Annotated in this window: 27 protein-coding genes, 2 tRNA genes, 1 pseudogene and 1 other annotated feature; of the genes and pseudogenes, 14 read left to right on the top strand and 16 right to left on the bottom strand. The window is 42.6% G+C overall.

Going from position 1 to position 26272, the window contains the following annotated elements; genetic code table 11:
• Position 1 precedes the first annotated feature (1 nt).
• The 9 genes from SYN7502_RS07465 to SYN7502_RS07505 all read right to left on the bottom strand — a co-directional run bounded on the left by SYN7502_RS07465 (position 2) and on the right by SYN7502_RS07505 (position 9866).
• Positions 2-1384 carry an MFS transporter gene (locus tag SYN7502_RS07465; RefSeq protein ID WP_015168243.1) on the bottom strand — a complete coding sequence of 461 codons (1383 nt, stop codon included), beginning with the start codon at positions 1382-1384 and terminating at the stop codon, positions 2-4.
• A gap of 18 nt (positions 1385-1402) precedes the next feature.
• The gene (locus SYN7502_RS07470) at positions 1403-2317 is read right to left on the bottom strand and encodes a cation diffusion facilitator family transporter (protein WP_015168244.1); all 915 of its coding nucleotides are present in this window, start codon (positions 2315-2317) and stop codon (positions 1403-1405) included.
• A gap of 51 nt (positions 2318-2368) precedes the next feature.
• The gene (locus SYN7502_RS07475) at positions 2369-2788 is read right to left on the bottom strand and encodes a hypothetical protein (RefSeq protein ID WP_015168245.1); all 420 of its coding nucleotides are present in this window, start codon (positions 2786-2788) and stop codon (positions 2369-2371) included.
• A 51-nt stretch (positions 2789-2839) separates the two neighbouring features.
• The gene (locus SYN7502_RS07480; RefSeq protein ID WP_015168246.1) at positions 2840-5977 is read right to left on the bottom strand and encodes an efflux RND transporter permease subunit; all 3138 of its coding nucleotides are present in this window, start codon (positions 5975-5977) and stop codon (positions 2840-2842) included.
• Positions 5978-6137: 160 nt separating this feature from the next.
• Entirely contained in the window at positions 6138-6554 is a 417-nt protein-coding gene (locus tag SYN7502_RS07485) for a PIN domain-containing protein (RefSeq protein WP_015168247.1), read from the bottom strand.
• Between the two features lie 12 nt (positions 6555-6566).
• A complete protein-coding gene (locus SYN7502_RS07490; RefSeq protein ID WP_015168248.1) occupies positions 6567-6800 on the bottom strand; it encodes a hypothetical protein in 234 nt (77 codons plus the stop codon).
• A 52-nt stretch (positions 6801-6852) separates the two neighbouring features.
• A complete protein-coding gene (locus SYN7502_RS07495; RefSeq protein ID WP_015168249.1) occupies positions 6853-8424 on the bottom strand; it encodes an efflux RND transporter periplasmic adaptor subunit in 1572 nt (523 codons plus the stop codon).
• Between the two features lie 33 nt (positions 8425-8457).
• Positions 8458-9078, bottom strand: a complete 621-nt coding sequence (locus SYN7502_RS07500) for a DUF305 domain-containing protein (protein ID WP_015168250.1) — start codon at positions 9076-9078, stop codon at positions 8458-8460.
• A 125-nt stretch (positions 9079-9203) separates the two neighbouring features.
• A complete protein-coding gene (locus tag SYN7502_RS07505) occupies positions 9204-9866 on the bottom strand; it encodes an XRE family transcriptional regulator (RefSeq protein ID WP_015168251.1) in 663 nt (220 codons plus the stop codon).
• A 197-nt stretch (positions 9867-10063) separates the two neighbouring features.
• Between SYN7502_RS07505 and SYN7502_RS18230 the strand changes: the two genes are divergently transcribed.
• The 3 genes from SYN7502_RS18230 to SYN7502_RS07520 are packed head-to-tail and all read left to right on the top strand — an operon-like array spanning position 10064 to position 13896.
• Positions 10064-12784 carry a DUF3987 domain-containing protein gene (locus SYN7502_RS18230; protein ID WP_168130337.1) on the top strand — a complete coding sequence of 907 codons (2721 nt, stop codon included), beginning with the start codon at positions 10064-10066 and terminating at the stop codon, positions 12782-12784.
• A 7-nt stretch (positions 12785-12791) separates the two neighbouring features.
• Positions 12792-13541, top strand: a complete 750-nt coding sequence (locus tag SYN7502_RS07515) for a DNA cytosine methyltransferase (RefSeq protein ID WP_015168253.1) — start codon at positions 12792-12794, stop codon at positions 13539-13541.
• Positions 13531-13896: a hypothetical protein gene (locus SYN7502_RS07520; RefSeq protein ID WP_015168254.1), complete on the top strand. Its 366-nt coding sequence runs from the start codon at positions 13531-13533 to the stop codon at positions 13894-13896. Before SYN7502_RS07515 ends, SYN7502_RS07520 begins: the two co-directional genes overlap by 11 nt.
• 36 nt (positions 13897-13932) lie before the next feature.
• Here the strand turns inward: SYN7502_RS07520 and SYN7502_RS07525 are convergent.
• The 4 genes from SYN7502_RS07525 to tnpA all read right to left on the bottom strand — a co-directional run bounded on the left by SYN7502_RS07525 (position 13933) and on the right by tnpA (position 15432).
• A tRNA-Pro gene (locus SYN7502_RS07525) sits at positions 13933-14006 on the bottom strand.
• Between the two features lie 71 nt (positions 14007-14077).
• Complete coding sequence (locus SYN7502_RS07530) at positions 14078-14668, bottom strand: IS982 family transposase (protein WP_051023577.1); 591 nt, start codon at positions 14666-14668, stop codon at positions 14078-14080.
• Positions 14669-14672: 4 nt separating this feature from the next.
• Entirely contained in the window at positions 14673-14987 is a 315-nt protein-coding gene (locus SYN7502_RS20520) for a hypothetical protein (RefSeq protein WP_210391333.1), read from the bottom strand.
• Between the two features lies 1 nt (position 14988).
• Entirely contained in the window at positions 14989-15432 is a 444-nt protein-coding gene (tnpA, locus tag SYN7502_RS07535) for an IS200/IS605 family transposase (protein WP_015168255.1), read from the bottom strand.
• Between the two features lie 441 nt (positions 15433-15873).
• Between tnpA and SYN7502_RS07540 the strand changes: the two genes are divergently transcribed.
• On the top strand, positions 15874-16185 hold the full coding sequence (locus SYN7502_RS07540) for a transposase (protein WP_015168135.1): 312 nt from the start codon (positions 15874-15876) through the stop codon (positions 16183-16185).
• A complete protein-coding gene (locus SYN7502_RS07545; RefSeq protein ID WP_371257766.1) occupies positions 16139-16609 on the top strand; it encodes a transposase in 471 nt (156 codons plus the stop codon). Before SYN7502_RS07540 ends, SYN7502_RS07545 begins: the two co-directional genes overlap by 47 nt.
• A 309-nt stretch (positions 16610-16918) precedes the next feature.
• Here SYN7502_RS07545 and hisD read toward each other — a convergent pair whose 3' ends face one another.
• The 3 genes from hisD to SYN7502_RS07560 all read right to left on the bottom strand — a co-directional run bounded on the left by hisD (position 16919) and on the right by SYN7502_RS07560 (position 21658).
• Positions 16919-18217: a histidinol dehydrogenase gene (hisD, locus tag SYN7502_RS07550; protein ID WP_015168257.1), complete on the bottom strand. Its 1299-nt coding sequence runs from the start codon at positions 18215-18217 to the stop codon at positions 16919-16921.
• A 116-nt stretch (positions 18218-18333) separates the two neighbouring features.
• Positions 18334-20772, bottom strand: coding sequence for a phenylalanine--tRNA ligase subunit beta (pheT, locus tag SYN7502_RS07555; protein WP_015168258.1), 2439 nt, complete (start codon positions 20770-20772; stop codon positions 18334-18336).
• A 76-nt stretch (positions 20773-20848) separates the two neighbouring features.
• The gene (locus tag SYN7502_RS07560; RefSeq protein ID WP_015168259.1) at positions 20849-21658 is read right to left on the bottom strand and encodes a fumarylacetoacetate hydrolase family protein; all 810 of its coding nucleotides are present in this window, start codon (positions 21656-21658) and stop codon (positions 20849-20851) included.
• Between the two features lie 265 nt (positions 21659-21923).
• Here SYN7502_RS07560 and rplS point away from each other — a divergent pair, with 265 nt between their 5' ends.
• The 9 genes and pseudogenes from rplS to hisE form a co-directional block, all read left to right on the top strand.
• The gene (gene rplS, locus SYN7502_RS07565) at positions 21924-22289 is read left to right on the top strand and encodes a 50S ribosomal protein L19 (RefSeq protein WP_015168260.1); all 366 of its coding nucleotides are present in this window, start codon (positions 21924-21926) and stop codon (positions 22287-22289) included.
• Positions 22290-22357: 68 nt separating this feature from the next.
• Positions 22358-22430, top strand: a tRNA-Trp gene (locus tag SYN7502_RS07570).
• An 88-nt stretch (positions 22431-22518) separates the two neighbouring features.
• The gene (gene secE / locus SYN7502_RS07575) at positions 22519-22758 is read left to right on the top strand and encodes a preprotein translocase subunit SecE (RefSeq protein WP_015168261.1); all 240 of its coding nucleotides are present in this window, start codon (positions 22519-22521) and stop codon (positions 22756-22758) included.
• Positions 22758-23363, top strand: a complete 606-nt coding sequence (nusG, locus tag SYN7502_RS07580) for a transcription termination/antitermination protein NusG (protein ID WP_015168262.1) — start codon at positions 22758-22760, stop codon at positions 23361-23363. The genes secE and nusG overlap by 1 nt, the downstream gene beginning before the upstream one ends.
• Before the next feature lie 91 nt (positions 23364-23454).
• On the top strand, positions 23455-23880 hold the full coding sequence (gene rplK / locus SYN7502_RS07585; protein WP_015168263.1) for a 50S ribosomal protein L11: 426 nt from the start codon (positions 23455-23457) through the stop codon (positions 23878-23880).
• 98 nt (positions 23881-23978) lie between these two features.
• On the top strand, positions 23979-24695 hold the full coding sequence (gene rplA / locus SYN7502_RS07590; RefSeq protein WP_015168264.1) for a 50S ribosomal protein L1: 717 nt from the start codon (positions 23979-23981) through the stop codon (positions 24693-24695).
• A gap of 45 nt (positions 24696-24740) precedes the next feature.
• Positions 24741-24863, top strand: a sequence feature (ribosomal protein L10 leader region).
• A 25-nt stretch (positions 24864-24888) separates the two neighbouring features.
• The gene (gene rplJ / locus SYN7502_RS07595) at positions 24889-25413 is read left to right on the top strand and encodes a 50S ribosomal protein L10 (RefSeq protein WP_015168265.1); all 525 of its coding nucleotides are present in this window, start codon (positions 24889-24891) and stop codon (positions 25411-25413) included.
• 98 nt (positions 25414-25511) lie between these two features.
• Positions 25512-25898 (top strand): 50S ribosomal protein L7/L12, encoded by a 387-nt coding sequence (gene rplL, locus SYN7502_RS07600; protein WP_015168266.1) that lies wholly within the window; start codon positions 25512-25514, stop codon positions 25896-25898.
• A gap of 70 nt (positions 25899-25968) precedes the next feature.
• A pseudogene (hisE, locus tag SYN7502_RS07605) lies at positions 25969-26247 on the top strand (phosphoribosyl-ATP diphosphatase); the annotation flags it as partial.
• Positions 26248-26272 lie beyond the last annotated feature (25 nt).

Consider the following 26272-nt stretch of genomic DNA (forward strand, 5'->3'; position numbering starts at 1 on the left):
TTTAGTGGCTATGTAAATGATGAATGTCGGTGTAATGAGCATGACTATGGCGCACTGGAGAATGCTCGTGAGAATGAGTATGCGGCTCAGTTAGCAATGCACCTTCAGGATGATCGTGTTGATGATGCTCATCGTGAGTATGCTCATGATCGTGCCAGAGATACTCGTGTTGATGTTTGTGAATTTTGGGAGATAGCAATACCTGGACTCCTGCTAGAAGGGTGAATCCAATCAAGCTGCCGTAAAGAAAAGAATTATTCCCCTGACTGCCTAACCACCCTGCAATGGGATAGGAAACAGCCCACCAGAGATGACTCCATGCAAAATGTGCGCCATAAACTCGTCCTTGAAAGTTAGTCGGAATCTGTTCGGCAATTAGGGTTTGAGTTGGGAGATTTACTAAAACTTGCCCCATTCCTGCGATCGCCCAAAGTAGCATTAATGGCACTAAGCCTACATAATTGGCGGGTAGAATTGCTGAAGTAATTAAAACTGCGCCAAATAGAACTACAGCCGTGCGTTCCCATTTCTTCCCAATCGCCCCTACCGTCACCGCCGCTATGGTTGCCCCAATCCCAAAAGCTGCCATTACCCAGCCGTATTCTAAGCTACTCAGTTTGAGAGTTCCTTTGATGTAGCCTACGGTATTTACTAAAATTTGCGCCCCAGAGATCGATGCTACGAGTTGCAGGAAAAGAGCATAGCGAATAAAAGCATTGGCAAATAAACGGGTTGTTCCTTCTTTAACATCACCGATAATTTTGCTTAAAACTCCTCGTTCCAAAGGCTCACTTTGCTTAACTTTAAGTTGATTTGGAAGTGTAAATATGAGAACTGCGGCGATCGCAAAAGAAATTGCATCTAGGAAAAATATCTGTCTCGATCCAATCCATGCCGAAACACTACCAGCAATGCCCGGACCTAAGACTCCCAAAAGTTGATAAGTTGCCGCTGAAAGAGCGATCGCACCTGCATATTCAGCTTTACCTATGACTAAGGGAATTGTGGCTTGATAGGTTGGGGTAAAGAAGGCATTGAATACATTCAGCCCAAACACCAAAATATAAATTTGCCAAACTGCATTTACAAAAGGCATTGTGCCAATAATCAACATCCGCGCAATGTGAGTGATAACTAGGATTAATTTTCGATCTAGGCGATCGGCGATCGCACCTGCTATTGGCGAAAGAATCACAAAAGCCGTTACCCGCAAAGTTAAAGCTACAGAAAGAACTACGGCACTATCTTTTCCTGCTAATTCAAAAGCAAGTAAAGCCAATCCCAACCAAGTCAGAGCATCGCCAAATAAGCTGATAGTTTGAGCAAGATAGAGCCTAGTAAAAACTGGATTTCTTAAACTTTGAAATAAGGTGAAGTAATTCATAAAGAAAGTAGATTTTAATTACACAGCACGATCAGAGACAGGGTGATGAAGATGCGCCGAGTCACCTAATTCAATTTGAATGGTGGGATGTACGATATCAAAGCGATCGTGTAATTCATGACGAACTTCTTCTAAAAATCTATCTCCTGGATGTCCGTCAGGCATAACCAGATTAACTGTGAGACAGATTTCAGTAGTACTCATCGCCCAAATGTGCAAATGATGAACCCTAGTTACTCCCTGAAGTTGCTCAAAATAGCTAGAAACTACAAGGGGATTGATTGCTTCGGGAACAGCATCCAAAATTAAATTGCCAGATTCTCTAAATAACTGCCATGTGCCAGATGCAATCACTGCAATTACAACTAAACTCATCACAGGATCGATCCATTGCCAGCCAGTGAATATGATTACAATTCCAGACAAAACAACTCCTATTGATACAAGGGCATCAGCAGCAAGATGAAGAAATGCTCCACGGATATTCAGATCGCCTTTGCGTCCAACGAAGAACATTGCTGCACTGATGGAATTAATTAAAGTTCCCACCAATGCCACAATAATTACAGTTCCTCCTGCTACAGCCGAAGGTTCGCGTAGCCGCTGAATTGCTTCCCATGCGACACCACCTGATACGATTAGCAAAAAAGAAGCATTCAAAAGTGCTGCCAAAATTGACGATCGTTTCAGCCCAAAAGTACGGCGTGGTGTCGGTAAGCGGCGCACAAGCAGACTTGCACCCCAAGCCAACAGTAGACCAAGAACATCACTTAAATTATGACCAGCATCAGCAATTAATGCTAAAGAATTAGCGAGAATCCCATAGCTCACTTCAACTATGACAAATCCAGTATTAAGGGCAATACTAACGGCAAAAGCCCGACTGAAGTTTTTTGGGGTATGCGAGCGATCGTGACTATGGGAATGTGTCATTTATTTTTATTCAAAGCTTGGATATAAAGATGTAAATGCTTTAGCTAAACATTATCGCTTAAAGCTAAATCTGCCATTCACCTTCTTGCCCCCAATGTCACAGAGTATCGCCACCTTAAAATCTCCTTTAGCTTTAGTTTCCAGCAAGGCAGTGTAATGCTTTTCCTTAGCATCGTACTTGAGGGCTAGAGTTTGCTTTTTGCCATCGGGCATAGTCACTTCAGCTTTCACATTTGCATTGCCTACAGATGAATGGTTATCACCTTTTTGCAGATAGAAGTCGAGATGTGCGCCCTTATCAGTTTTTTCTGGCACAAATTCCAAATGATAGCCTTGGGTTTCTACTACTTGTCCACCATTTTTGCTTTCTGAATTGGCGATCGCCGCAAACTGCCCAAAAGAAGTGTTAGAGATAAATGGGGAGCCTGAGACTGCCAGTATTGCAGTAAAGACAAGAATTTGATTACGCATATTTTTTAGTATGGATTAACAGCAATTAGAGAATGACACACAATTATGAAATCAGGATGAAATATATTTTTCTACCCCTAAGAAATTATCTTCAGTAATCCCTTCTAACTTTTTAGGAACAATATATTTACCAAACATAGAATACAAAGCTGGCAGCACCAGCAAGGTTAGGGCTGTGGAAGTAAATAATCCTCCTAAAACCACAACTGCTAAGGGTTGGAGAATTTCTTTACCTGCGCCAGTGCCAATTACTAAAGGAACCATACCCAAGGCTGAAGAGAGAGCAGTCATGAGGATGGCAACGAGGCGTTCGAGTGAACCTTCCATTAACACTTCGGATAGTGGGATGCCCTTGGCTAATTTGGTGTTGTAATTATCCACTAACAGCAATCCGTTCCGAGTAGCAACGCCGAAAAGCGTAATGAATCCTACCATTGAGGCGACTGAGATAATACCTCCACCTAAAGCCACCGAGATCACACCACCCACAAGGGCTAGAGGTAGATTGACCATAATCATCAAAGTCGCAGGAATAGATTTGACCGCAAAGTAGATCAAAATTGTGATCACAGCGAAGGCGATCGCCCCTGCAATTAGTAAGGTTTCAGTTGCTCGTTCTTGGGATTCAAACTGTCCGCCGTATTGAATGTAATAACCCGATGGTAGTTGAACTTGAGTTTTAATGCGATCGCGGATGTCGGTAATCACTGAGCCTAAATCTCTACCATTCACATTCGCCGATACTACAATCAGCCGTGAGACATTTTCTCGATTGATCGTGTTAGGTCCTGTGCCGAAGGAAACTTTTGCCACCTGAGAAAGTGGGACTTTTTTGCCTTCAGGTACATCTACCAAGAGATTGCTGATGGTTTCTAGGCTATTGCGAGAACTCTCATTCAGCCATACTACCAAGTCAAATACCTGCTGTTGTTCCAAAACCTGAGAGACAATATTGCCATTGAGGGCAGTTTCGATGGTTTCCGCTAAATCTCCGACTCGCAATCCATACCGAGCCGCCGCCAAGCGATCAAAGCGAATCTGTAGTTGTTTGATTGGTACCTGTGGCTCTACTTGCAGATCGACTACGCCATTGATCCCACTCATGGCAGATTGTACCTGTTGCCCCAGATTACGCAATTGATCTAAATCGGAACCAAAAATCTTGACAGCGATCGCACTTCGCACACCAGAGAGAACTTCATCTAGTCGGTGAGAAATAAATCCACCAATGTTTACAGCTACACCGGGGATTTTGGCAAATTCTTTTCGGAGAATTTCGATACTTTCTTCCCGTTTCTTTACGCCATCTTCGCTCAATTCTACATCTAGTTCCGCAAAGTTTACGCCTCCCACGTCGCTATCTCCCGGCGCACGTCCTGATCGCAGTTGCAAGGCGTTGAAATGTTTGTCGGTTTTGAGGTTTTGTTGAATGGCAAAGCTTGCTTGATTAGTAGTTTCCAGCGAAACCCCTGGATAGAGAACTGTAGAAATCACTAGCGATCGCTCTTGAAATTCAGGTAAAAATACTCGTCCTAATGATGGCAGAATAATTCCAGAGGCAATTAAAGTGGCGATCGCTACACCTAAGATAATACTAGGGCGGCGAATGGCAAAGGTTAAAGCAGGACGATAGATTTGTTGAGATTTATGGGCGAGCCAAGTTTCATCGGGCGGTAAGGGACGATTGACCAGTAGCAAAGCACAGAGGGCGGGAGTCAGAGTTAAAGCTACCAAAGTAGAAGCAACAATGGAGAGTAAATATGCCACACCCATCGGTGTAAAAATTCGACCTTCCACCCCAGACAGGGCAAAGATAGGAGCGAATACCACAGCAATAATTACCGTAGAAAAGAGGACGCTGACTCGGACTTCCACAGAGCCATTAAAAACTACTTCCAAAGGCGGTACGGGTGTTCCTGCTAGTTGATTCTCCCGAAGACGACGATAGACATTCTCCATATCCACGATCGCATCATCTACTACTGAGCCAATTGCTACAGCTAGTCCACCCAAAGTCATGGTGTTAATGCCTTGCCCCGTCCATGATAGAACCATCATCCCCATTAAAAGTGAGATTGGTAATGCACTCAAACTGATGATCACCGTGCGCCAGTTCATCAAAAACATCACCAGTACTACCGATACGATAATCATGCCATCTCGTAATGCTTCTTCTACATTCTTGAGTGAGGCTTCGATAAATTCGGCTTGACGGAAGGTATTTTCAACTTTGATATCGCTTGGTAATCCTTGCTTAATTTCAGCGATCGCCATTTCTACGCCTTTGGTCACTGTGGGAGTATCAGAGATCGGTTGCTTGTTCACGATTACCACAACTGCCCTTTTCCCATTAACAATGCCATCTCCTCGTTTTAGTTCTGCGCCAATTTTGACATCAGCAACTTGCCCTAATAGAATTGGCACGCCTTTGTGGGATTTAATTACCGATTGCTGTAATTGCTCTGCGGATTCAATTCTACCGATCCCACGCATTAGTAATTCTCGATCTGGACTGATTAAAAACCCACCTGCGGCATTCACATTCGCTTTTCTGGCTGCTTCGGTCACTTCTGCCAAGGTAACATCGTATTGCTGCAATTTGGCTGGATCGACTAGCACCTGATACTGACGAATATCGCCTCCAAAAATTACGACTTGAGTTACCCCCGGCACTGCTAAAAGTCGGTTTTTCACCTGCCAATCCACAATTCGCCGTACTTCCATTAGGTCGGTCTTGCCGCCTTCTTCTATGGTAAAAGCATATTTAGCGATTGCTCCAATCGGAGAACTAACGGGCGAAATTTGAGGTATGCCCACGCCTTTGGGTAATTGGCTTTGAGCCTGTTGCAATCGTTCTGTTACCAGTTGTCTCGCTCGATAAATATCTGTATCCCAAGTGAAAATCACTTTTACCACCGAAATGCCTACTGCCGAAGCCGATCGCACTTTTTCTACGCCCGGTGTGCCGTTAATTGCACTCTCAATTGGTCGGGTAACTAAGGATTCTACTTCTTCAGGAGCAAGACCTGCCGCTTCGGTTTGAATCTCTACCTGTGGTGGGGCAAAGTTGGGAAATACATCTAAGGGCATCTGAGTAAGTACCCGAAATCCCCAGAGACTGATTAAAATTGAGGCAATTACGATTAACCAGCGCTGGGCGATCGACCATTTGACAACGGCATTGAGCATAATTTCAGGTAATTTTAGGCTTTATATTGCCTACTCTGCCATGAGATTATGAAATCAGGATGAAATTTAGCCCCTTGGTGTAAGCTGTGACTATCTAGACATACAAAAAATTCCCCACTTCTCAGGTTCTCTAGGATATTTTTTACACGCCTACTAGGAATTATCGCCAATTATCTAGGAGTAGGCTGTAGCCAAAATTTTGAATGCGTTGATAGTGAGAAGTATTTCCAGTAACTAGAGTAATTTTATTATTGATAGCGATCGCCCCAATGATACAGTCAGGATAACCAATCCTTTGTCCAGTACGCTCCAAATCCGCATAAATTCTACCTGCTAAGTCTGCATCGGCTAAAGTCATTGGTAATACTTCTTCAGTAATTAAAGTGCTTAAAAACTGTTTGATCCGTGCTTCATTTTGCCGTCTATGCCAACCTTCGACAATCTCCATTACCGAAATAACAGAAGTTGTATAAAACCCAAACTGACTTCTATAGGCGATCGCTTTTGTCCGAATATTTGGATCGATGCCCTTAAGAATTTCTGAAATAATATCGGTATCTAGTAATGACTTACTCAATTTAAAGACACCTTAAATAAAAGATTTACGATTCTCAAAAGCCTCATTAGATATATCCGTCATTATTTCACTTTCTTCTGCAAAAATTCCCAACCAAGGGTTTTCAGGAGACAACGTACCTTGGCTTAAAGAATTTTCAGGAATTTCTTGATCTAGCATCTGGCGTAGAGTGATTTTTTCCTCAAGACTCAGGGAGTGAATTGATTCAGCTAATGCTTCTGAAGGAATTGTTACTGTAATTGGCATAAAGACCTCATTGCTAACTGGCTAATTAAGAGTATAACCTGCGTTAATAGTTCTAACGATCAATGCGGCGGGACGCATCCCTGCTGAGTGGGGAATCGCTTGTAAGTTCAGGCTCACGCAGGATCACCATTTTTGTACCAGACCTTCTGCCTAGCCAAAAGGCACCAGCCACAATTCCACCACCCGCGATCGCTCCTGTTAAAAGCATTGTCCACACGGGAGGAGAAAAACTAGATTCTTTTACTTCATTTGGTTTAGGTTCTGATTCGGTGGGTTTGCTGCCACCTCTTAAAGACTGGGCATAGAGTTGGGTAGCTCTTTGGGTGGCGATCGCATCTCCTTCAAACAAGCCATTATCCACTTCGACAAAATCCCCAGAGGTTCTGCCTAAAACCACTTCTACGGGTTGAAAAGCATTGCCATTTTGGACGAATACCAGATTTCTGCCATTTGCTTCCACTACTGCTGCCGCAGGAATTGCCACAACTGATTCAGATTTTTCGGTAAGGACTTCTAACTCGGCAAACATTCCTACGGTGAGAGTGCGATCTGGGTTTTCAATCTCGGCTTGAACGGGAATAATTCGAGTTTCACCATTCACAACTGCGCCGATGGTTCTGACTTTACCTGTGAATTTACGTCCTGCTGCTGTTACTCTCACCCGTTGACCGATTTTGATTTTGTTCAAGTCTTTTTCATAGATATTGGCGGTTGCTAGGAGGCGATCGCTATTCACAATGGTCATTATGGGTTTACCAGCATCTTCACCCGATTCTGCCAGAGTAGCTTTTAGTTCGGAAACTGTACCTGTAATTGGTGATGTAATGGCGATCCTGCCATCGGCATTGGCATTTGCCCCCAATTGATTTAGTCGAGCATTATAGGTAGAATCGCTGAGTTGAATCCGTTCTTTTGCTACTTGGAGTGCTGATTTTGCATTTTTTACTTCGGCTTCAGCTTTTAAAACTTCTAATTTGCTTTCAGCTTTGGTAAGCGCAGCTCTGGCGGTGGATAACTTCGACTCTGATTCCATCACTTGACGGCTGGGAATTGCTCCACTCGCTAAGAGTTCTTTATCGCGATCGTAACGCTCTCGATCTACTTTTAGTTCGATCTGTGCTTGTCTAATTTCAGCATTAGCTATTTGCTGGCTGCGATCAAGGTTTTGTAGGGCTAGGGTTAAGTTTGCCTGTGCTTCTCGCAAATTCCCATCGGCTTCGGCTCTCTTCTCAAAAGAGGCTACTCTTAATTCGGCAATCTCTGGACTGGATAGAATTGCTATGGGTTGTCCCGCTTGAACGCGATCGCCCAGTTTGACTAGCAGTTGAGTGATTTGCCCTTTAGTTGGAGTGGTGATTTCGACTTTGCGATCGGGCATTGCCTCAATTTGTCCGTTAGTCTTGATGCCAAGTTCCAATTGCCGACTGGCGACAGATTCAACTTTGATCCCAATTTGTTTGGCGGTATTTGTATCTACTTGGATTGCATCTTTAGGCTGAGTATCGCCACTTTTAAATTCATCACCATGACCACCGTGGGCAAAGACTTTAGTAGGTGCAGAAAAAATTACAAAGCTAGTGATAATTACTGATACAAATCTATGGGCATTTTTGGAGCTAGGCATAAGGTTATTCTCTCAAATTAAGGTTTACATTAACTATTTTCCATACCAAGCTTTACGCCACTGCTGCATTTGCGTAATTTCTGCTTTCTGAGAAGAGAGAATGTCTTGGGCGAGTTTTTTGACTTCGGTACGCTTGGTTTTACCTTGTGCCTCTGTTGCCATCATTAATGCCGCTTCATGATGGGGAATCATCGCATTAAGAAAGCGCAGATCGAAGTTGGCATCAGAGGCTCCTAAATCTTCACTCATCATCATTCCTTTCTTCTGGGAGTCTGTCATTGTCATCATGTGACCCATTTCTGAATTCCATGCCATAGGAGTGCTGCCCACATTTGGATACCAAGATTTACGCCATTTTTGCATTTGAGCGATTTCTACTTCCTGTGCTTTGATGATTTCGGCTGCGAGTTTCTTGATTTCGGGACGCTTAGATTTTTGTAATGCTTCTTTTGCCATTGCGATCGCCCCTTGGTGGTGAGGCATCATACCGTCAATAAAGCGAAGATCGAGGTTGGCATCGGCTTTACCCAGTTCCATCGACATTCCGCTCATGTTGTGGTTCATTTTGCCCATCTGTGCGGCGGACTGCCATGTCCCAATGCCGATCGCTGCGGTTAAGGCGATTATTGCTAACGTGTGAGGTTTTAGTTTCATGAGTTTGAGTTTGTAATGCTTGCAGATTAAGCTTTACACAAGATTATGAAATCAGGATGAAATTTGTTTTACTTTGGGCGATCGCTTCTGTCACTAATCCCGGTTCGGACGGATCGCCTCCCAAATTATCCCGTAACCTTGTGGACAGTCCAGACTACTTTACCAACTACTCGAAAATCGGTGGACTCATCCGCAAAGTTCACAATATATGGCTGATAGGCGGGATTATCACTTGTCACCCTAAGCTGACCACCGGGCTGCCGTTGCAATCGTTTTACTTGTAATAATCCATCCGAATGCAACACATAAATTCCATCACCAATCTGTTCCACATTAGAAGAGACCAGTAGCACATCGCCATTATTTAGAGTCGGCATCATGGAATCGCCTCGCACAAAGATTAAGCTGGCATCTTCAGGTCGGACTTTAAGCTGATTTTCTAGCCAATCTTTATCTACCCTTACCATCTCTGCTTCAGGTTCTCCATCCACAAAAGCACCCATTCCTGCCGAAGCTGCGACATCAAACTGGGGAATTTTTACATACCGTTCTGCTTCAGTGCGAGAACCTCTGCCCGTAATCAGCCAAGTGTAATCAATATGGTGACGTTCGCAAACTCTGGCAATCACTTCAGCATCGGGTAAGCGATCGCCATTTTCATAACGAATGAGCGTACTTTTAGCAATATTTAGACTATTGGCAAAAGCCTGTTGGGTCATCTTTCCCCGTACTTCAAGAATGCGATCGCCTATGCCAAAACAAAGATCGGCAGTTGTAGTGGTATCCATTTTGCAAATAAAAATAAATTGTTAAAAAGTTCAAAAGTAGTCCAAACGGACAACATTATTTTCTTAATCCATGATACCATTATTTCAGTCGAAGTTTTCAACAACTAAATAATTCAAATTACTGATGATGATTCTACATATTCTCTCGAATGGCTATGTTCGAGGTCTGGTTTTACTATGTCTACAAACTACTAACTATGCAAGAAAAAAGAGGCAAGATGAATAGTTTTCGGACTTCTGCGAGAAATCCCTGCCCTGTCTGTGGCAGAACTAAGGATGGTGATTGTGCGATTGATGAAGTTGAGTCGGGGCTTAAGGTGCGGTGCCATACTCATCTGAGGGATGCTGGGATTGAAGATTTTGTCTATCGAGGTCAGACTGAATGTGGGATGTGGGGTTTGTATTATTCGGTACCTCAAGATAGTTCAGATAGACCTAAAGCGATTCGAGTTAAAGGTACTCAGGAGTATTTCTATCCTAATATCAAGGGCGATCCTCTGGCTAAGGTGGTAAGAACTGATGATGGTCAAGGGATTAAGAAGTTTGCCCAGTGGCATCGGATTCATGGCAAGGGAATAGTCTGGTCTTTGGGTTTTCCTGAGAAGTTGCAGAAACAGGTGCATCTTTATCGGATTGGAGATGAGATTAATAAAGGGGCGATCGCTAGTAATGAGCAGATTCTAATTGTTGAGGGTGAAGGGAAGGTCGATCTGCTTTTATCTATGGGTATCGCTGCTACTTGTGTGATCGGTGGTGCTGGAAAATGGCGTAGATATGGCTATCCCAACTATCTTGAAGATTTACAGGGTGCTGCTGTAGTTCTGGTGCCTGACCGAGATACTAAGGGCTTGGAACACATGAAGGATGTTGAGAAAGATTTTCCTAATTCTCAATGGCTCTATCCCTATCCTGATTCACCGCTTTGGAATAGATTACCAGAGAAGGGAGGTTTAGATATTGCCGATTGGATTGAAGATTTTAAGTTAACCAAAGTGCAAATCATGGATGCTGTGGGCAAAGTTCCCTTACCTCCAAAAGTGGCTAATCCACAAGAACTTAATGAGCAAGAAGATAATGACATTCTCAAAAGTGAAACTCAGACTTTACTCGGTTGGGTATCTGAATCTATTGCGATCGACTCGCTGATTCCTAGTCTGGCTATTCCTTTTACTCAAGTTGCTAAGGCTTTTAATATTCCCGAAGTTGTCTTAGTGTCTGCCCTTCTGCCAATTGCAGCATCCCTTTTAAGAGTCGGCACTAAGATCGAGATTGCTGCGGCTACAGAATTTTATCCACCTCCCATTATCTGGACTGGCATTATTGCTGAGTCTGGGGCTACAAAGTCCCCTATCTTCAAAATACTTACTAAACCTCTTAAGGTGCTACAAGCTGAAGCTGAGGAAGATTACAAGGCTGTTCTGCAAGAGTACGAAAAGCAATTGGCTAAGTTTAATGCTAACCCTAACACCGACCAAGAAAAGCCAATTAAGCCCAATCCTCGCAACTATTTCTTTCAAGATTTCACGACTGAAGGGCTGGCTCAAAGCTTAGAGGGTACAACTCATGGTACGGCGATCGCTATTGATGAACTGGCAGAGATGTTGGCTGGCTTTAATCAATATAAGGGTGGCAAAGGTAACGACAGACAAAAATGGTTGACGATTTATGATTCTGGGGGGATGAAGGTTGACCGCAGTAGTGGGAAGAGAATGTTTCTAACCCATACACCCGTGAGTATTTTAGGCACGATTCAGCCTGACGTTCTAAAGCAACAGATGGGAGATTTATATACGGTTGATGGTTTGTGGCAGAGATTTCTATGGGTTAATTTGCCTGTGACTCGTCTACCTGCTCCCAATGATGGCGTGACTTGCAATATTAGTGAGTTATTACTGGGGATATATCGGCGTTTGGAGAATTTACCTGCGATCGCCTACTCCATTTCCAAAGAAGCAAGAAAGCTCTGGTCACGCTGGCATGACTGGTGTGAAACCCAGAAATTAGCTGAAGCACATCCAAGTATTAGGACACTTTACCCAAAGGCTCGTGAACGGGCAGCGAGAATAGCATTGGTATTCCATATTGTGGAGGCTGTGGCTAAGGGGCAGATGCCGAGCCATGAGATTTCTGCTGATACTTTAAATGCTGCTATTCAGTTTGTCCAGTGGACGATCAAACAGACACGGTTGCTCTACGCCGATTTAGGGATTACTGAACATCAAGACTCTGCCAAAATTACTCGTTTTGTCGAGCGGTTTAGGTATGCAGATTGGATTACAGCTAAACAAGTTAGGTCTTGGATTCCTGCCCGACAAAAGCCAACTTGTGATGAGTGCCGAGAGTTTATGCAACAGATTGTGGCTATGGGTTATGCCATAAACAACGGGCAAACGGGTAGAAAATATAATATTAAAATACTCTCTAGTAGTCCCTTTAGTCACTTTGACCCTCAGACCCAGACAGAGTATACACCTGAGCGTAGTCACTTTGGTAGTCCACAGGTAGTCACTTTAGTCACCTTTAGCCAAGATTTACCCCTAAATTCTGAGAAAGCCAATTCAAATTGCCAAGTTGGTTGTAATTTATCGTTAGAATCTGAGTCTTCTAATTTACATCTAAACTCTGCTGTCAAAAGTGACTACGGTGACTACGCAGTGACTACAAAGGTGACTACGTTTAAACCCATTCAGGGAGAGGATTTGAACCCCATAGTGACTAAAGTGACTACCCCTATAAATATAAGTGTTGGGGATAGAGTGCGCTATCGGGGCAAAGGTGAGAATGGGCTATTTACTCTGAAGGGCTTGAAGACTGATGAGTTAACGGTTGTGGCGATCGCTGAAGACATGGTTGTGGTGTCTAGTCCACGTTGGCTGACTACCCAGAATATTCCTGCTAAAGATTTAGAGAAAATTTAGACGCTATATGAAACATCTCGACCTGTTTTCGGGCATTGGTGGCTTTACTGTGGCTGCGCGATCGCTCGGTATTCAAACAATCCAGTTCGTAGAAATTCACGATTACTGCTGCCATGTCCTTACCAAAAACTTTCCAAATATTCCAATCCACCGAGATATTCATACCTTCTATGCAAAACCCAATCAATTCGACCTCATCACTGGCGGATCTCCCTGTCAAGACCTTAGCCTCGCTGGAACAAGAACTGGAATTACAGGAGAGCGATCGTCCCTCTGGTTTGAAATGCTCCCAGTCATCAAAGAATGTAGACCCAAATATGTTGTCTGGGAAAATGTCAAAGGTGCAATTTACGCAGGCGGACTTGCCGAAGTCTTACGAGGACTCAGTGAACTTAGCTATAGCTTTGATGTGGAAATCATATCGGCTGCGGAAGTTGGTGCGCCGCATTTGCGGGAGAGGGTTTTCGTGGTTGCCTACGCCTATGAGCTATTCGGGAAAACGTCATGCTGGTCAAACCAAGTTAGATCGGAAATTAAGGCTGTTACCCACCCCGACAGCTTCTCAGGGCGGGGACTTTCCGAAAAGGGTAAAGGCTTATCTCCCCACTGGTCAAGTGTTGAATCCCCAGTTTGTGGAGTGGCTTATGGGCTTCCCCACCGATTGGACAGACTTGCGGTGTTAGGTAATTCGGTTGTGCCTACGGTGGCGGCGATCGCCCTTAAACGAGTTTTATTTTTGGAGGAATATGGCAGTTAAAATTACTATCGAAGTGGATGGTGCCGATCCTTACCTTGGCGATCGGCTACAAGCAATATTGCAAAGTATATTTGAAGCCAGTGGCAGCGATGAGGATAGAAGCAACAGTGCCGATAAACACATTGCCGCTAAAGCATTGGGCATAACCGTCACTAAGCTCAGAGATTTACGACTGAGTGGGGAATTGCATGAAGGAATACATTACTCCCGTATTTCGCCCCAAACTATTCGTTATAACTTGCCTATGCTCAAGGATTGGTGGGTAAATCGCAACGATCCTGCTGCTCATCAAAGAGCAATCGACCAACATTTACGCAGTTTACCGTCTAACCAGAAATCTAAAAGTGGTAGATAATTGGTAGACGATTAAATTGCGATCCTTGAAACCCTATCGGAATGTTGGGATTTGAACCCAAGACCCCCACTACCCCAAAGTGGTGCGCTACCAAGCTGCGCTACATCCCGTTTTTAGTGCGTCTATAAATATAACATCAATTCTAAATTTTGATAGATGCAAATCTTTGTAATATTAAAACCTAAGTTGCTACCCATAGATTAACGCTAAGAGCAAGGACAAAGAGCATAGCTTTAAGCTCAAATCCCTTAGCCGTGACAGCATGAATAGATTTAGGTAAAAGTTGGGATATTAAACTGCCAGTGGTTTCAATAACTTTGCGCTTATGGTGTTGAAGAAACTGAACATAACCAGCAAGAGGTCGAGTTGAGCTGCTTTTTCGCATAGCTGAGAGCTGGATATTTTCGGCTTCAAGCAACAAATCCTCAACCTCATAATCGTTGTAAGCTCTATCTGCATAGACCACAGAGCCTTCAGGTAAATCAAATGGAAATACTCTCAAGCCCTTAACATCAGCAAATGAACCATTAGTTAGAAAAAATTCCACAGGCTCTCCTGACTCCGTCACCATCAGATGAATTTTAATACCATAAAAGTATCTTCTCTTGCTGGCTTGATAGCCTCGATACTCTTGTTTGCCATCATAGATTTTTGACCTTGGAATGCGGATATTGGCACAGACAGGTATGGGAAAACTATCAATGCTGTAAACCCATTCCGTGTTTAGTTGTTTCCATGTTTGCCCCAACGCTTCAAACAATATCAACAGCATTTGCTCAACTCGATATAGTCTGCGGTTGATCTGATAAATATTTTCTTTCCCTCTCGTAATTTCTACAAAAATACATAGTGGCAACTATAGCGGTGGTCATTACTTCGCCATCACTCATTTCTTGTTGTCGATCACCACGATGATTCATTGCTCTTAGAATGTCATCGCATAAGCAATAAATCGCTATAATTTCATCATTCATTTTTCTTGCTGCTACTTGCATCTTTTCCTTTGTAGCAGATTTCTTTCCCTCAGCTATTAGGTAGCAACTTGGGTTATTAAAAATGAATAACCCCGCCGCTTGCGGCGGGGTATCCAACTTAAAAGAGTTCTAGCTGATTATTTATGTGTAAGCCTGTGTAATCTTTTCCTTGAGCTTCTACATACTTTTTAACCATTCCTTCGTTTCCATGCTTTCCAACTATACTTGCGTAATACCCGTCACTCCAAAATTCACCTCCCCACAATTTTTTCTTGACCCATGGGCATTTCTTAAATATTTCTCTTGCTGTTAGACTTTTGATCAGTCTTACCAATTTTGTAACGCTATATGTCGGTACTGATTGAACAAGATAATGAACATGATCTTTATCTACTCCTATTTCTAAAAATTTAACCTCATATCGTTTCTCTATCTCTAAACAAACTTCTTTTAGTACCTGATCTACTTCTTGATCAAATACCGCCCTTCGATATTTTGCTGGAAATACAAGATGATATATCAATACACTTACGTTATGTTTTTTGTGTATATATTCACTCATTCCTGAATGTTAATCGAAAGCCGCCCCAACGGGCGGGGAATTTACCCAAGAGATTAAAAAAGTCAGCTTGGAGATGTATTAGATAATTAATTCGCATTCTTCGATTTTCACGAGAAACCTGTCCACAATCAGCAAACATCATTCTTATAGGACTTACGCAAAGGGGGGAATGAGTTAAAAAGGAAGAATAAAATGTCAAACAACTTTACTACGTTAGATTATTGGCAGTACTTGCTAAGTAGTCAGATAAATTACAAAATCATAAATTTAGCAGACCATTTAGAAGGACATAATCATGACAAGATCAAGCGATATTTGGCATCACAAAGATTAATACCGAGATTGCTATGGCAGAACGTAAAGTCAACAATCATTACAAATGAAACTGAGTATAGAGCCTGTTTCATATCTATTATGAGCAAGATGTATGATGCTTAGAAAATGCTAAATCCATACTCAAGTAGCCTAACAGATAAAGAATGGGAAATTATAGAACCATTGCTCCCAAAGAAAAAGCAAACTAGACCGCCAACTTGGACAAAAAGACAAATTTTAGACGGCATACTCTACCAACTCAAAAACGGCTGTAATTGGCGAGATATGCCCCGAGACTTACCACCATTCTCTACAGTGTATCGATACTACAAGGAGTGGAAAGATACAGGTACATTTACTGCGATTATGGAAGCTTTGCATTCAACAGCCCGTGAACAGTCAAAAAAAATCAAAATGGACAACTTTAATCATCATTGACTCACAAGCAGTGAAAAATACTTGTAATGCAAGTATAGAATCCAAGGGCTTCTGCTCCTACAAAGCAACTAACGGGATCAAAAGACATTTAGCCGTTGACACTCTGGGATTTCCTTTCTTTACCTATTTAACAAGAGCAAATGTATCAGATGACCAAGGACTGATTGAGATGTTAACGTTTAACATTGATTACTTCAAATCGAAGCCAGATGACATTACCCTAACTACGATATTGCTGGATAGTGGTTATCATATCGAAAAATTGACGACTGATTTACAGAAGGTTTATCCTGAGATTATGACTAAGATTAGGTTTGAAATTTCTCCTAAGGTATCAAAGCAACAGAAGGCAGAAAAAGGTCTGTCTGGGTTTGTAGTTGTGCCGACAAGGTGGGTACTTGGGTTGAAAGATGCAAAATCTTAGTTAAGAACTTTGAGAGAACTCTTTTTAATGCTACGGCTAAACTCAATCTTTGCTTTATTCGTTTGATGCTAAAAACAATTGCTACTCATGAGATATGAAACAGGCTCTATACTCCTGCCATTTTTTTCTTTGAACTCGGTTTATATATTTATACCATCTGTAGCCTATACTCTTCGATTTGGTATAAGGAGAAATTTATCACTAGAAAACTTACAGTTATGATTCACCTCAAAGATATAGAATCTGTTGATTTCTATGAACTTGAAGAGTTTTTAACATCAGCCTGTTTTTAGTTCAAATTTATGAGGTTTACAAGTCTTGAAGCCTCAGTCTTACAGAATCACCGTGGGATGGTAAGCCTTCTGCTTCGGTTAAAGCGGCGATCGCCCCCGACACATCCTTTAATGCCTCCGGGCTGAACTGGATAATGCTGGAATGTTTCATAAAGGTCTCTACGCCCAAAGGTGACGCATAGCGGGCTGCTCCCGAAGTTGGCAAGGTGTGATTAGGTCCTGCTAGATAATCTCCCACCGCCTCTGGGGTGGAATGCCCGAGAAAAATGGCTCCTGCATGGCGAATCATCTCTAACATTTCCCAAGGTTCTTCGATCGCTAGTTCCAAATGTTCTGGCGCAAATAGATTAGATAGATCAGCAGCAGTTTTGAGGCTATCTACAACAACGACTAAACCATAATTTGCGATCGCTTTTTCGGTGAGGATACGACGGGGATGTCTTTCTAGTTGAACTTTGACCTCTTCTGTCACTTTATTTGCCAAACGGGCATCGGTGGTAATTAAAATCGCCGCAGCTAAGGAATCATGCTCTGCCTGTGCCAAAAGATCGGCGGCAATATGCACGGGATGGGCAGTTTGATCGGCAATAATTAAAACTTCTGAAGGACCAGCCAAAGAATCGATCCCAACTTTGCCATAGACTTGTTTTTTAGCAAGGGTAACGTAAATATTCCCAGGTCCAGAAATCACATCAACGGCGGGAATAGTTTCGGTTCCATATGCCAAAGCGGCGATCGCCTGCGCCCCCCCAATCCGATAAATTTCATCAACCCCAGCAATATCGGCAGCAACTAAAATGGCGGGATTAATAGTTTTATCTTTACCCGTCGGTGTGACCATGACAATCCGCTTTACCCCAGCCACAACCGCAGGCACGGCATTCATCAACACTGTACTTGGGTAGGTGGCTTTACCACCAGGTACATAAATTCCCGCAATATCCACGGGACTGTAACGTTTACCAAGCACTGTATTTTTATCACCGAATTGTACCCAACTTTTCGGTACACGCTGTTTATGGAAACTTAAAATGCGTTCATGGGCAGTTTCGATCGCTTTCAGCAATTCACTATTGACTTTTTGATAAGCTACATCTAGCTCTGCTCCACTAATGCGGAGATCAGCTTGGGTAATAGTCTGCCCATCAAACTCAGCCGTATAGCGAATTAGAGCAAGGTCTCCCTGTCGGCGTACTGTTTGAATTATTTCACTGACGGTAGCTTCTTTATGAGTTACTTGGTCATCATAAATGCGATCGCAGATTCTTTTTATTTCAGTTTCTGCCTCAGGTCGCTGAGTAATAATTCGCAGCATAGGTATTAGAGCATATAAAATCTAGACTATTAACCCCAGCTTAACCTGATTTTTTAAGATCAAGCTCAGTTCTGGTATGTATCCTATTGTAATGGTTTGCAATTTAATCTGTAAGCCTAGCTGCGTAAGGTTGCCCTAAATTTTTCTTCTAACACATCTCGAATTTTCTGGTGTACAGGATTAATATCGGCATCGGTCAAAGTGCGATCGCTAGCTCGATAAATTAAGCGAAAAGCCAGACTTCGTAAACCCTGTGGTACTCCTTCCCCTAGATACTGATCAAATAATTGCACAGACTCAAGTAAATTTCCACCGGTAAAAGTAATAGCCCGTTGAATTTCTGCCACCGATACCTTTAATGGCACAAAAAAGGCAATGTCCCGATCGCTAGGGGGAAAACTGGAAAAACCTTGAAAAATTGTGATCGCCTTCCGATCAATTGCCTCTAGTAATGCGCCTAAATCCAACTCAAAGGCATAAATCTCCGAGGGTAAATCATGGATTTGACAAACTTGGGGATGCAGTTGCCCAAAGGTGCCAAGGCGTTCCCCTGAAATCCACAGTGAAGCGGTGCGACCGGGATGGAGACGGGAATTTTGTTGATCGGGCTGGTATTCTACCGTTACGCCCAAACGCTGAAATACAGTTTCTAAGACTCCCTTAGCGGCATACCAATCAAGGGGTTTAGTATTATGCTGCCAAGTCCCAACCGTTGGATCACCACCAAAAATACCACCAACATGATCTGCTTCAACGCTACCTTCTTCATCCTGCCAAAACACCCGCCCAATTTCAAAGCCCCATAACCAACCATTACCTTGATTTAAGTTATAGGCAAACGCCTCAATTAAGCCTGACAGTAAATCTAAGCGCAAAGCACTATACTCTAAGGCAACGGGATTGGTGATTTTGACTTGAGTAGATTGAGTTGGACTACACAAAGAACTATGGGTAACTTCAGTTAAGCCCACACCCCGAAGACATTCTCGAATTTGTCGTTTTAGTAATTCATCGGTGCCTAAATAGCCTAGTTCTGTCCGCGGGGGCAAGGTTTCTTGGAATTTATCGTAGCCATAGATGCGAGCAATCTCTTCAATTAGGTCAATCTCCCGCTCTATATCCGCATAACGATAGGTGGGCACGGCTACTTCCCAAGTATCTGGGTGCAAATTATCAGCTTTCAATTCATCATTAGCTTTTAACTCAAAGGATAAGGCTGTTAGAACCTTAGTCACGATTTCCGCCGATAAATCAACGCTATCCCCATCCTCAGTTTCAATGGAACCTAAAACTTCCTGTACTCGTTCTAGCCTGAGGGTAATTTTTCTGGTTTCCGTGGGGCGGCGATCGCTAATACTTTGACTGATAATCTCACCACCTGCCAGTTCCAAAATTAATTCTAAGGCTCTTGCTGTGGCAATTTCTAACCCCGCTTGATTTACCCCTCGTTCATAGCGTGCCGATGCCTCTGTGCGTAACCCCTGCGCCCTTGCTGACTTGCGCACTACAGTTTGATCAAATAATGCTGCTTCTAGGACTAAATTGACCGTGCGATCGCTTACCTCTGTTTCTTTACCACCCATGACCCCGGCGATCGCCACAGGGATATCACCTGAAGTAATGAGTAAATTTTGACTAGATAAATTTCGAGTTTGTCCATCTAGGGTAATTAGGGTTTCCTGTTCACGGGCAAAGCGCACACCGATCTTTAGATCAGACTCTAAATCGGAACCTAAAGTATCGGCATCAAAACCATGCAACGGCTGTCCCCATTCCAACAAAATATAATTAGTAATATCTACAATATTATTAATTGATCGCATACCTGCCGCTTGAATCCGCCGTTGTAGCCACTGGGGAGAATCTTGAACTTTTATGCCCTTAATTAAAGTGCCAATATAGGCAGGACAAGCTTTAACTGCATCTCTAGAATCTACAGATACCCAATTTTCAGACTTGATCTCATAGTTTGATTTAGCGATCGGTAACTTAACTTTCTCACCGATCAAAGCTCCTAATTCCCGTGCCATCCCGACCATACTCAAGGCATCAGCCCGATTTGCCGTAGAGCTAACATCTAAAATCACATCATCCAATCCCAACAACGGACGCACATCTGCCCCAATAGTTACACCTTCAGGAAATTCATGAATACCACTGGATTCCTTTGCCAAACCTAATTCTGACAAGGAGCAAATCATGCCCTCTGAGCGCACCCCCCGTAATTTTGTAGGACGTAATTTTAAATCTACCGTAGGTAAGTAAGTGCCAATAGTCGCCACAGGTACATATAACCCAGTTCGGGCATTTGCCGCCCCACAGACAATGTTTAAAGGTTCATTCCCACCCACATCTACGGTACAAACTTGAAGGCGATCGGCTTGGGGATGACGCTCTGCATTTAAAATTTTGCCCACCACCACACCATCAGCCCAGGTACGGCGATCTTCAATACCCTCTACTTCAAACCCAGCCATAGTCAAAGCATCTGCAACTTCTTGGGGAGATAAGGAAAAGCTTACTAATTCTTGCAGCCAGTTTAGGGAAATATGCATTGATCAGCTGTGGGTTAATTTAACTAGAGGGAGTTTTAAGTCTAATTTATCATGTTTAAGGATGGCTCAAAACCGCTTAGCTCTCATCCTCTTCCAAGTTTGCTAAAGGGCTACGTAGGTCTACATAATTTTGCAACTTGCCAATTCCTTCGATTTCAATGGCAATGCGATCGCCCACTTGTAAAGCTCCAACCCCTTGAGGTGTTCCTGTCAGGATTATATCTCCTGGGAGCAATGTCATAATTTGACTGATATAAGCTACTAAAAACTCTGGACTAAAAACCATATTGTCGATGGTATCAGCCTGTAAGGGTTGCTTAGAACTTTGTAAGAAAGTTTGAATCTGTGCTGTAGGGCTGATCTCGCGCACAATCCAAGGACCCAGGGGGCAGAAAGTATCAAAGCCTTTAGCCCTTGTCCACTGATTATCCTGTCTTTGTAAATCCCTTGCGGTTACATCATTGGCGATCGTATAACCCCAAATAGCTGAGGAGGCTTGATCTAAGGAGCAGTTAGTACAGTAGCTACCAATTACTAAAGCCAATTCTCCTTCATAATCAATTTGCTTAGACTGCGATGGTAATAAAATCTTCCCCTCTGGCGCAAGAATAGCACTCGATGGCTTTAAAAATATTAAAGGTTCTGTAGGTACTGGGCTATTCATTTCCGCAGCATGTGCCACATAGTTTTTACCAACTGCCACAATCTTACTGGGTTCACAGGGAGCCAATAATTCATAACCATCTGGGGCAATTAAGTCATTAGTAGGCTTACCTCCCAACCAAGGAGCCGCACTTAATATCTGTACAGATTGGTTTAATTGCAAAATACCGTAAAAAACTCGCTCATGACTGGCGGTTTTGACTCGAACATAGCGATCTGCCATATTGTCTTGGCTTAAGTTTTATTAATGATCATTTTACCTGAATCTGCCTTGATCTCACCTCGTCCAATTTAATCTACAGCAATTTATTTGCAGATTACAGTCTATTTGAGGATTAAGGGATAGGTTGGGTTAGGGGCTGCGGGTTTTACCCCTGTACCCCGTACTACGCAAATCCATAAAAAACTGTAATTGCAGAAATTTATAACTTCTAGACTTATTAACAAAACTAAGATATCATTAAAGACTGTGATTTTTTAAGACTCCTATGAATGCCCAAGCGATCATCAGCGAAATTGAAGCTAAATACTTAAAGTCAGATATCCCTCAACTCTATGTGGGAGATACTGTCAAAGTTGGTGTCAAAATTAAGGAGGGTGATAAGTTCCGTACTCAACCCTACGAAGGTGTAATTATCTCCAAAGCTCGTAGTGGTATCAACTCTACTATGACTGTGCGTAAAACTTTCCAAGGTGTTGGCGTAGAAAGAGTATTTTTACTCCACTCCCCCCAAGTCGAAAGTATAAAAGTTATACGTCGAGGTAAGGTCAGAAGGGCTAAATTATACTATCTGCGCGATCGCATCGGTAAAGCCAGCCGTGTTAAGCAAAGATTTGATCGAGATCTCACCTAAGTCCCTGCGAAAGTACGAGGATTATGCTAAAGTCAATTTATCTCAAGTTTAATTAAGCTACGAAAATTGCGCTCTTAGTTCAGTTGGTAGAACGCAGGTCTCCAAAACCTGATGTCGGGGGTTCAAGTCCTCCAGGGCGCGCTCGCCTATCACCTTCAAGCCTAAAATTTGAAACTTAAACTTTTCAAAAATTAGCAACCAAAAAATTAGCAACCAAAAAATTGCAATCATGACTCACAACGAAGCTAAAGATATTAAAGACGGGGAAAAGCGATCGCTAAGTCCTAGTTCTGATTTATCTGATTTTTTTAAGAGTACTAAGGCTGAGCTAGATAAAATTGTATGGCCCTCACGTCAACAACTAATTAGTGAGTCCGCAGCCGTAATTCTCATGGTTGTAGTTTCTGCAGGCTTAGTATTTTTGGTAGATAGTATTTTTGGATGGATTTCTAGTCGGATATTTCTGTAATGTTTGCTGAAAATCAAGATACAACCCAAGCTACAGACCCTAATGTGTGCCACTGGTATGCAGTTCAAGTTGCTTCAGGTTGTGAGAAACGGGTTAAGTTAAGCCTTGAACAAAGGATTCAAATGCTTGATGTTCAAGATAAAATTGTCCAGATAGAGATTCCTCAAACTCCTATTGTTAAGGTGCGTAAGGACGGGTCACGGCTTAGTTCTGAGGAAAAGGTTTTTCCTGGCTATGTACTGATCAAGATGTTTATGAGTGATGATGCTTGGCAGGTAGTGAAAAATACTCCCCATGTAATTAACTTTGTTGGCACTGAACAGAAGCGTCATTATGGTCGAGGAAGAGGGCATGTAACCCCCCGTCCCTTTGGCAGAAGTGAAGCAGAACGCATTTTCAAAATCGCTGAACTACAAGAGCCAGTCATCAAGATTGATATGTCTGTGGGAGACAAGATTAAAGTCCTCTCAGGACCATTTAAAGATTTTGAAGGAGAAGTGGTTGAGGTAACGCCTGAACGCAGTAAACTCAAAGCCCTACTTTCAATTTTTGGTAGAGACACTCCCGTAGAATTGGAGTTTAACCAAGTTCAAAAAAATAATTAAAGTTTTTCATTTCAAGCTTTGAGTGAGGCTTTAAGACTATCGTGTCAATCCAAATTAATATAAAAAGTTAATCCAAAATTAATCCAAACCAATGGCAAAAAAAGTTACCGCAATTATTAAACTCGCACTCAATGCGGGTAAAGCAAACCCTGCACCTCCTGTTGGTCCAGCTTTAGGACAACATGGTGTCAATATCATGATGTTTTGTAAGGAATACAATGCCCGTACTGCCGATCAGGTGGGTACGGTAATCCCTGTGGAAATTTCTGTGTTTGAGGATCGGAGCTTTAGCTTTGTGCTGAAGACCCCTCCAGCTTCGATTTTGATCCAAAAGGCAGCAGGACTAAGCAAGGGCTCAGGCGAACCTAATCGTAAAAAAGTCGGTTCTATTACCCGTAATCAGTTGCGAGAAATTGCTCAGATTAAGCTCCCAGACTTGAACGCCAATGATATTGATGCTGCCATGAACATTATTGAAGGCACTGCTAAAAATATGGGTGTCACAATTACAGCTTAGTTGACCATATTGGCTTGTTTGAGTTAAGATTAAAGACTTAACTAATTATTTATCGGGGGAGAGGCTCTAAACTTCGTTATTACCCCAAGGAAGGAAAAATGGCTAAAAAAGCTTCAAAGCGGGTGCGTTTAGCGCAAAGCAAAGTCGAGTTAAGGGCTTATATGCCCTCGGAAGCGTTAGCTTTATTAAAAGATACAGCTACTGCTAAGTTTATAGAATCTGCCGAGGCTCATGTGCGGCTGGGTATTGATCCAAAATATGCAGACCAACAACTAAGAACCACCGTAGCATTACCCAAAGGGACAGGAATGACTGTGAAAGTTGCGGTAATTGCGCGTGGGGAAAAAGTAGCTGAGGCAGCGGCGGCTGGGGCAGATATTTCTGGTTCTGAAGACTTGATTGATGAAATCAGTAAAGGAATGCTGGATTTTGATCTATTAATTGCTACTCCAGATATGATGCCTCAGGTGGCTAAATTAGGGCGGCTTTTGGGTCCAAGAGGGCTTATGCCTTCTCCTAAGGGTGGTACGGTTACCTTTGATTTAGCAACGGCGATCGCTGAGTTTAAGGGCGGTAAGATTGAGTTCCGTGCTGATCGAACTGGTATTGTCCATGTCTTGTTTGGCAAAGCTAATTTTACCGTTGAGGATTTGCTGACAAACCTTAAAGCGCTCCAAGAAGTGATTGATCGTAATCGTCCTTCGGGTGCTAAGGGTAGGTATTGGCGATCGCTGTATGTATCTTCAACTATGGGTCCTGCCATAGAAGTGGATATTAGCTCTTTGCGAGACCTAAAATTAGGTGAAGCTGCCTAACTATACTAGACCTTAGATGTGGAGATATTGCCTACTGAAATTTTTTACAACTTGATATTGTAGCCGTAGATAGCAGGGGCATTGCTTAATTTCCTGCTGAGGTGAAGTTAATAGGGTAAATCTCTATTGCCTCGCCTTGCTATAGGTTGGGGCTTTTATTTTTGCAAAATATACCGTTAAGGAGGTGAGAAATATGGGAAAAACTTTAGAACAAAAGCAAGATGTAGTCGCTAAGCTGGAAGCAGAAATTGCTGATGCCCAAATGATTATAGTGCTTGATTTTGCCACATTAACCGTAGCAGAAATTACTAAGCTGCGTCGGCAAATGAGACCCTCTGGGACTGTGTGTAAAGTGACTAAAAACACTTTGATGAAAAAGGCGATCGAGTCTAAATCCGAGTGGCAACCTTTGGAAACTTTTTTAAAGGGAACCTCTGTGTGCTTAGTGATTAAAGAGGATGTTGGTGCTGCGTTCAAAGCCTATCAGGGATTTTTAAAGGAAACTAAAAAAACTGAACTGCGGGGCGGAGTATTTGATGGTCGGGCTTTAAATCCAGAACAACTTAAGGCGATCGCCGATCTGCCATCTAAGGAAGTACTTTTGGGACAAATTGCTGGCGCAATCAATGGTGTTGCTACAAAACTGGCATTTGGCATCAAAGAAGTACCTCAATCTTTGGCGAGGGCAATCAAAGCCATTCACGAAGAAGCTGCGTAAAAGTAGCTTAATCCTTTGCTCAATTAACTTGATTAATTAAACATTCAAGTAAGCATTCAAATAAACAATCAACATAATTAAACTTAAGGAGAAATTCGATGTCTGCTGTAACTGATGAAATTATTGAGAAACTAAAATCACTAACCCTACTAGAGGCTGCTGAATTAGTTAAGGCAATTGAAGAAACCTTTGGAGTATCTGCTGCTGCTCCTGTAGGCGGTGTGGTCGTTGCTGCTGCTGCTGCTGCTCCTGTGGAAGAAGTAGAAGAAAAAACTGCATTTGACTTAGTATTAGATGCTGTACCTGCGGATAAGAAAATTTCAATCTTGAAGGTGGTACGGGAAATTACTGGTCTTGGCTTGAAAGATGCTAAGGATTTAGTGGAAGCTGCACCTAAAACCGTTAAAGAAGGTCTGCCTAAAGCCGATGCTGAGGCTGCTAAGAAGCAACTAGAAGATGCCGGTGCTACTGCTTCTGTTAAGTAAGGTTTTGAGTTAACTGTAGGGATGCTATGGTGTCTCTACAGATTTTTTATGATTTTTTATGACTGATCAACCATCAGATCCGCTATCAGAGCTTTTCACCGTAATTTGTGATCGGCTTGAGCATCCTCGCCCTAATTCCTATACCTGTCAGCTATTTGCAGGGGGCGATAATAAAATCCTCAAAAAAATTGGCGAAGAAACTGCCGAGGTAGTAATGGCTTGTAAGGATAATGATCCTGATGCGATCGCTTCTGAGGTGGCTGATCTTTTTTATCACACGCTTGTGGCTATGGCATATCACCAAGTAAGTTTAGCCAGTGTCTATACAAAACTAGAACAACGCCGCTAGTAATTAAAAATCAAGAATTTAAAAA

This window comes from Synechococcus sp. PCC 7502, from assembly GCF_000317085.1.
In the GTDB taxonomy this organism is placed as follows: Bacteria; Cyanobacteriota; Cyanobacteriia; order Pseudanabaenales; family Pseudanabaenaceae; genus PCC-7502.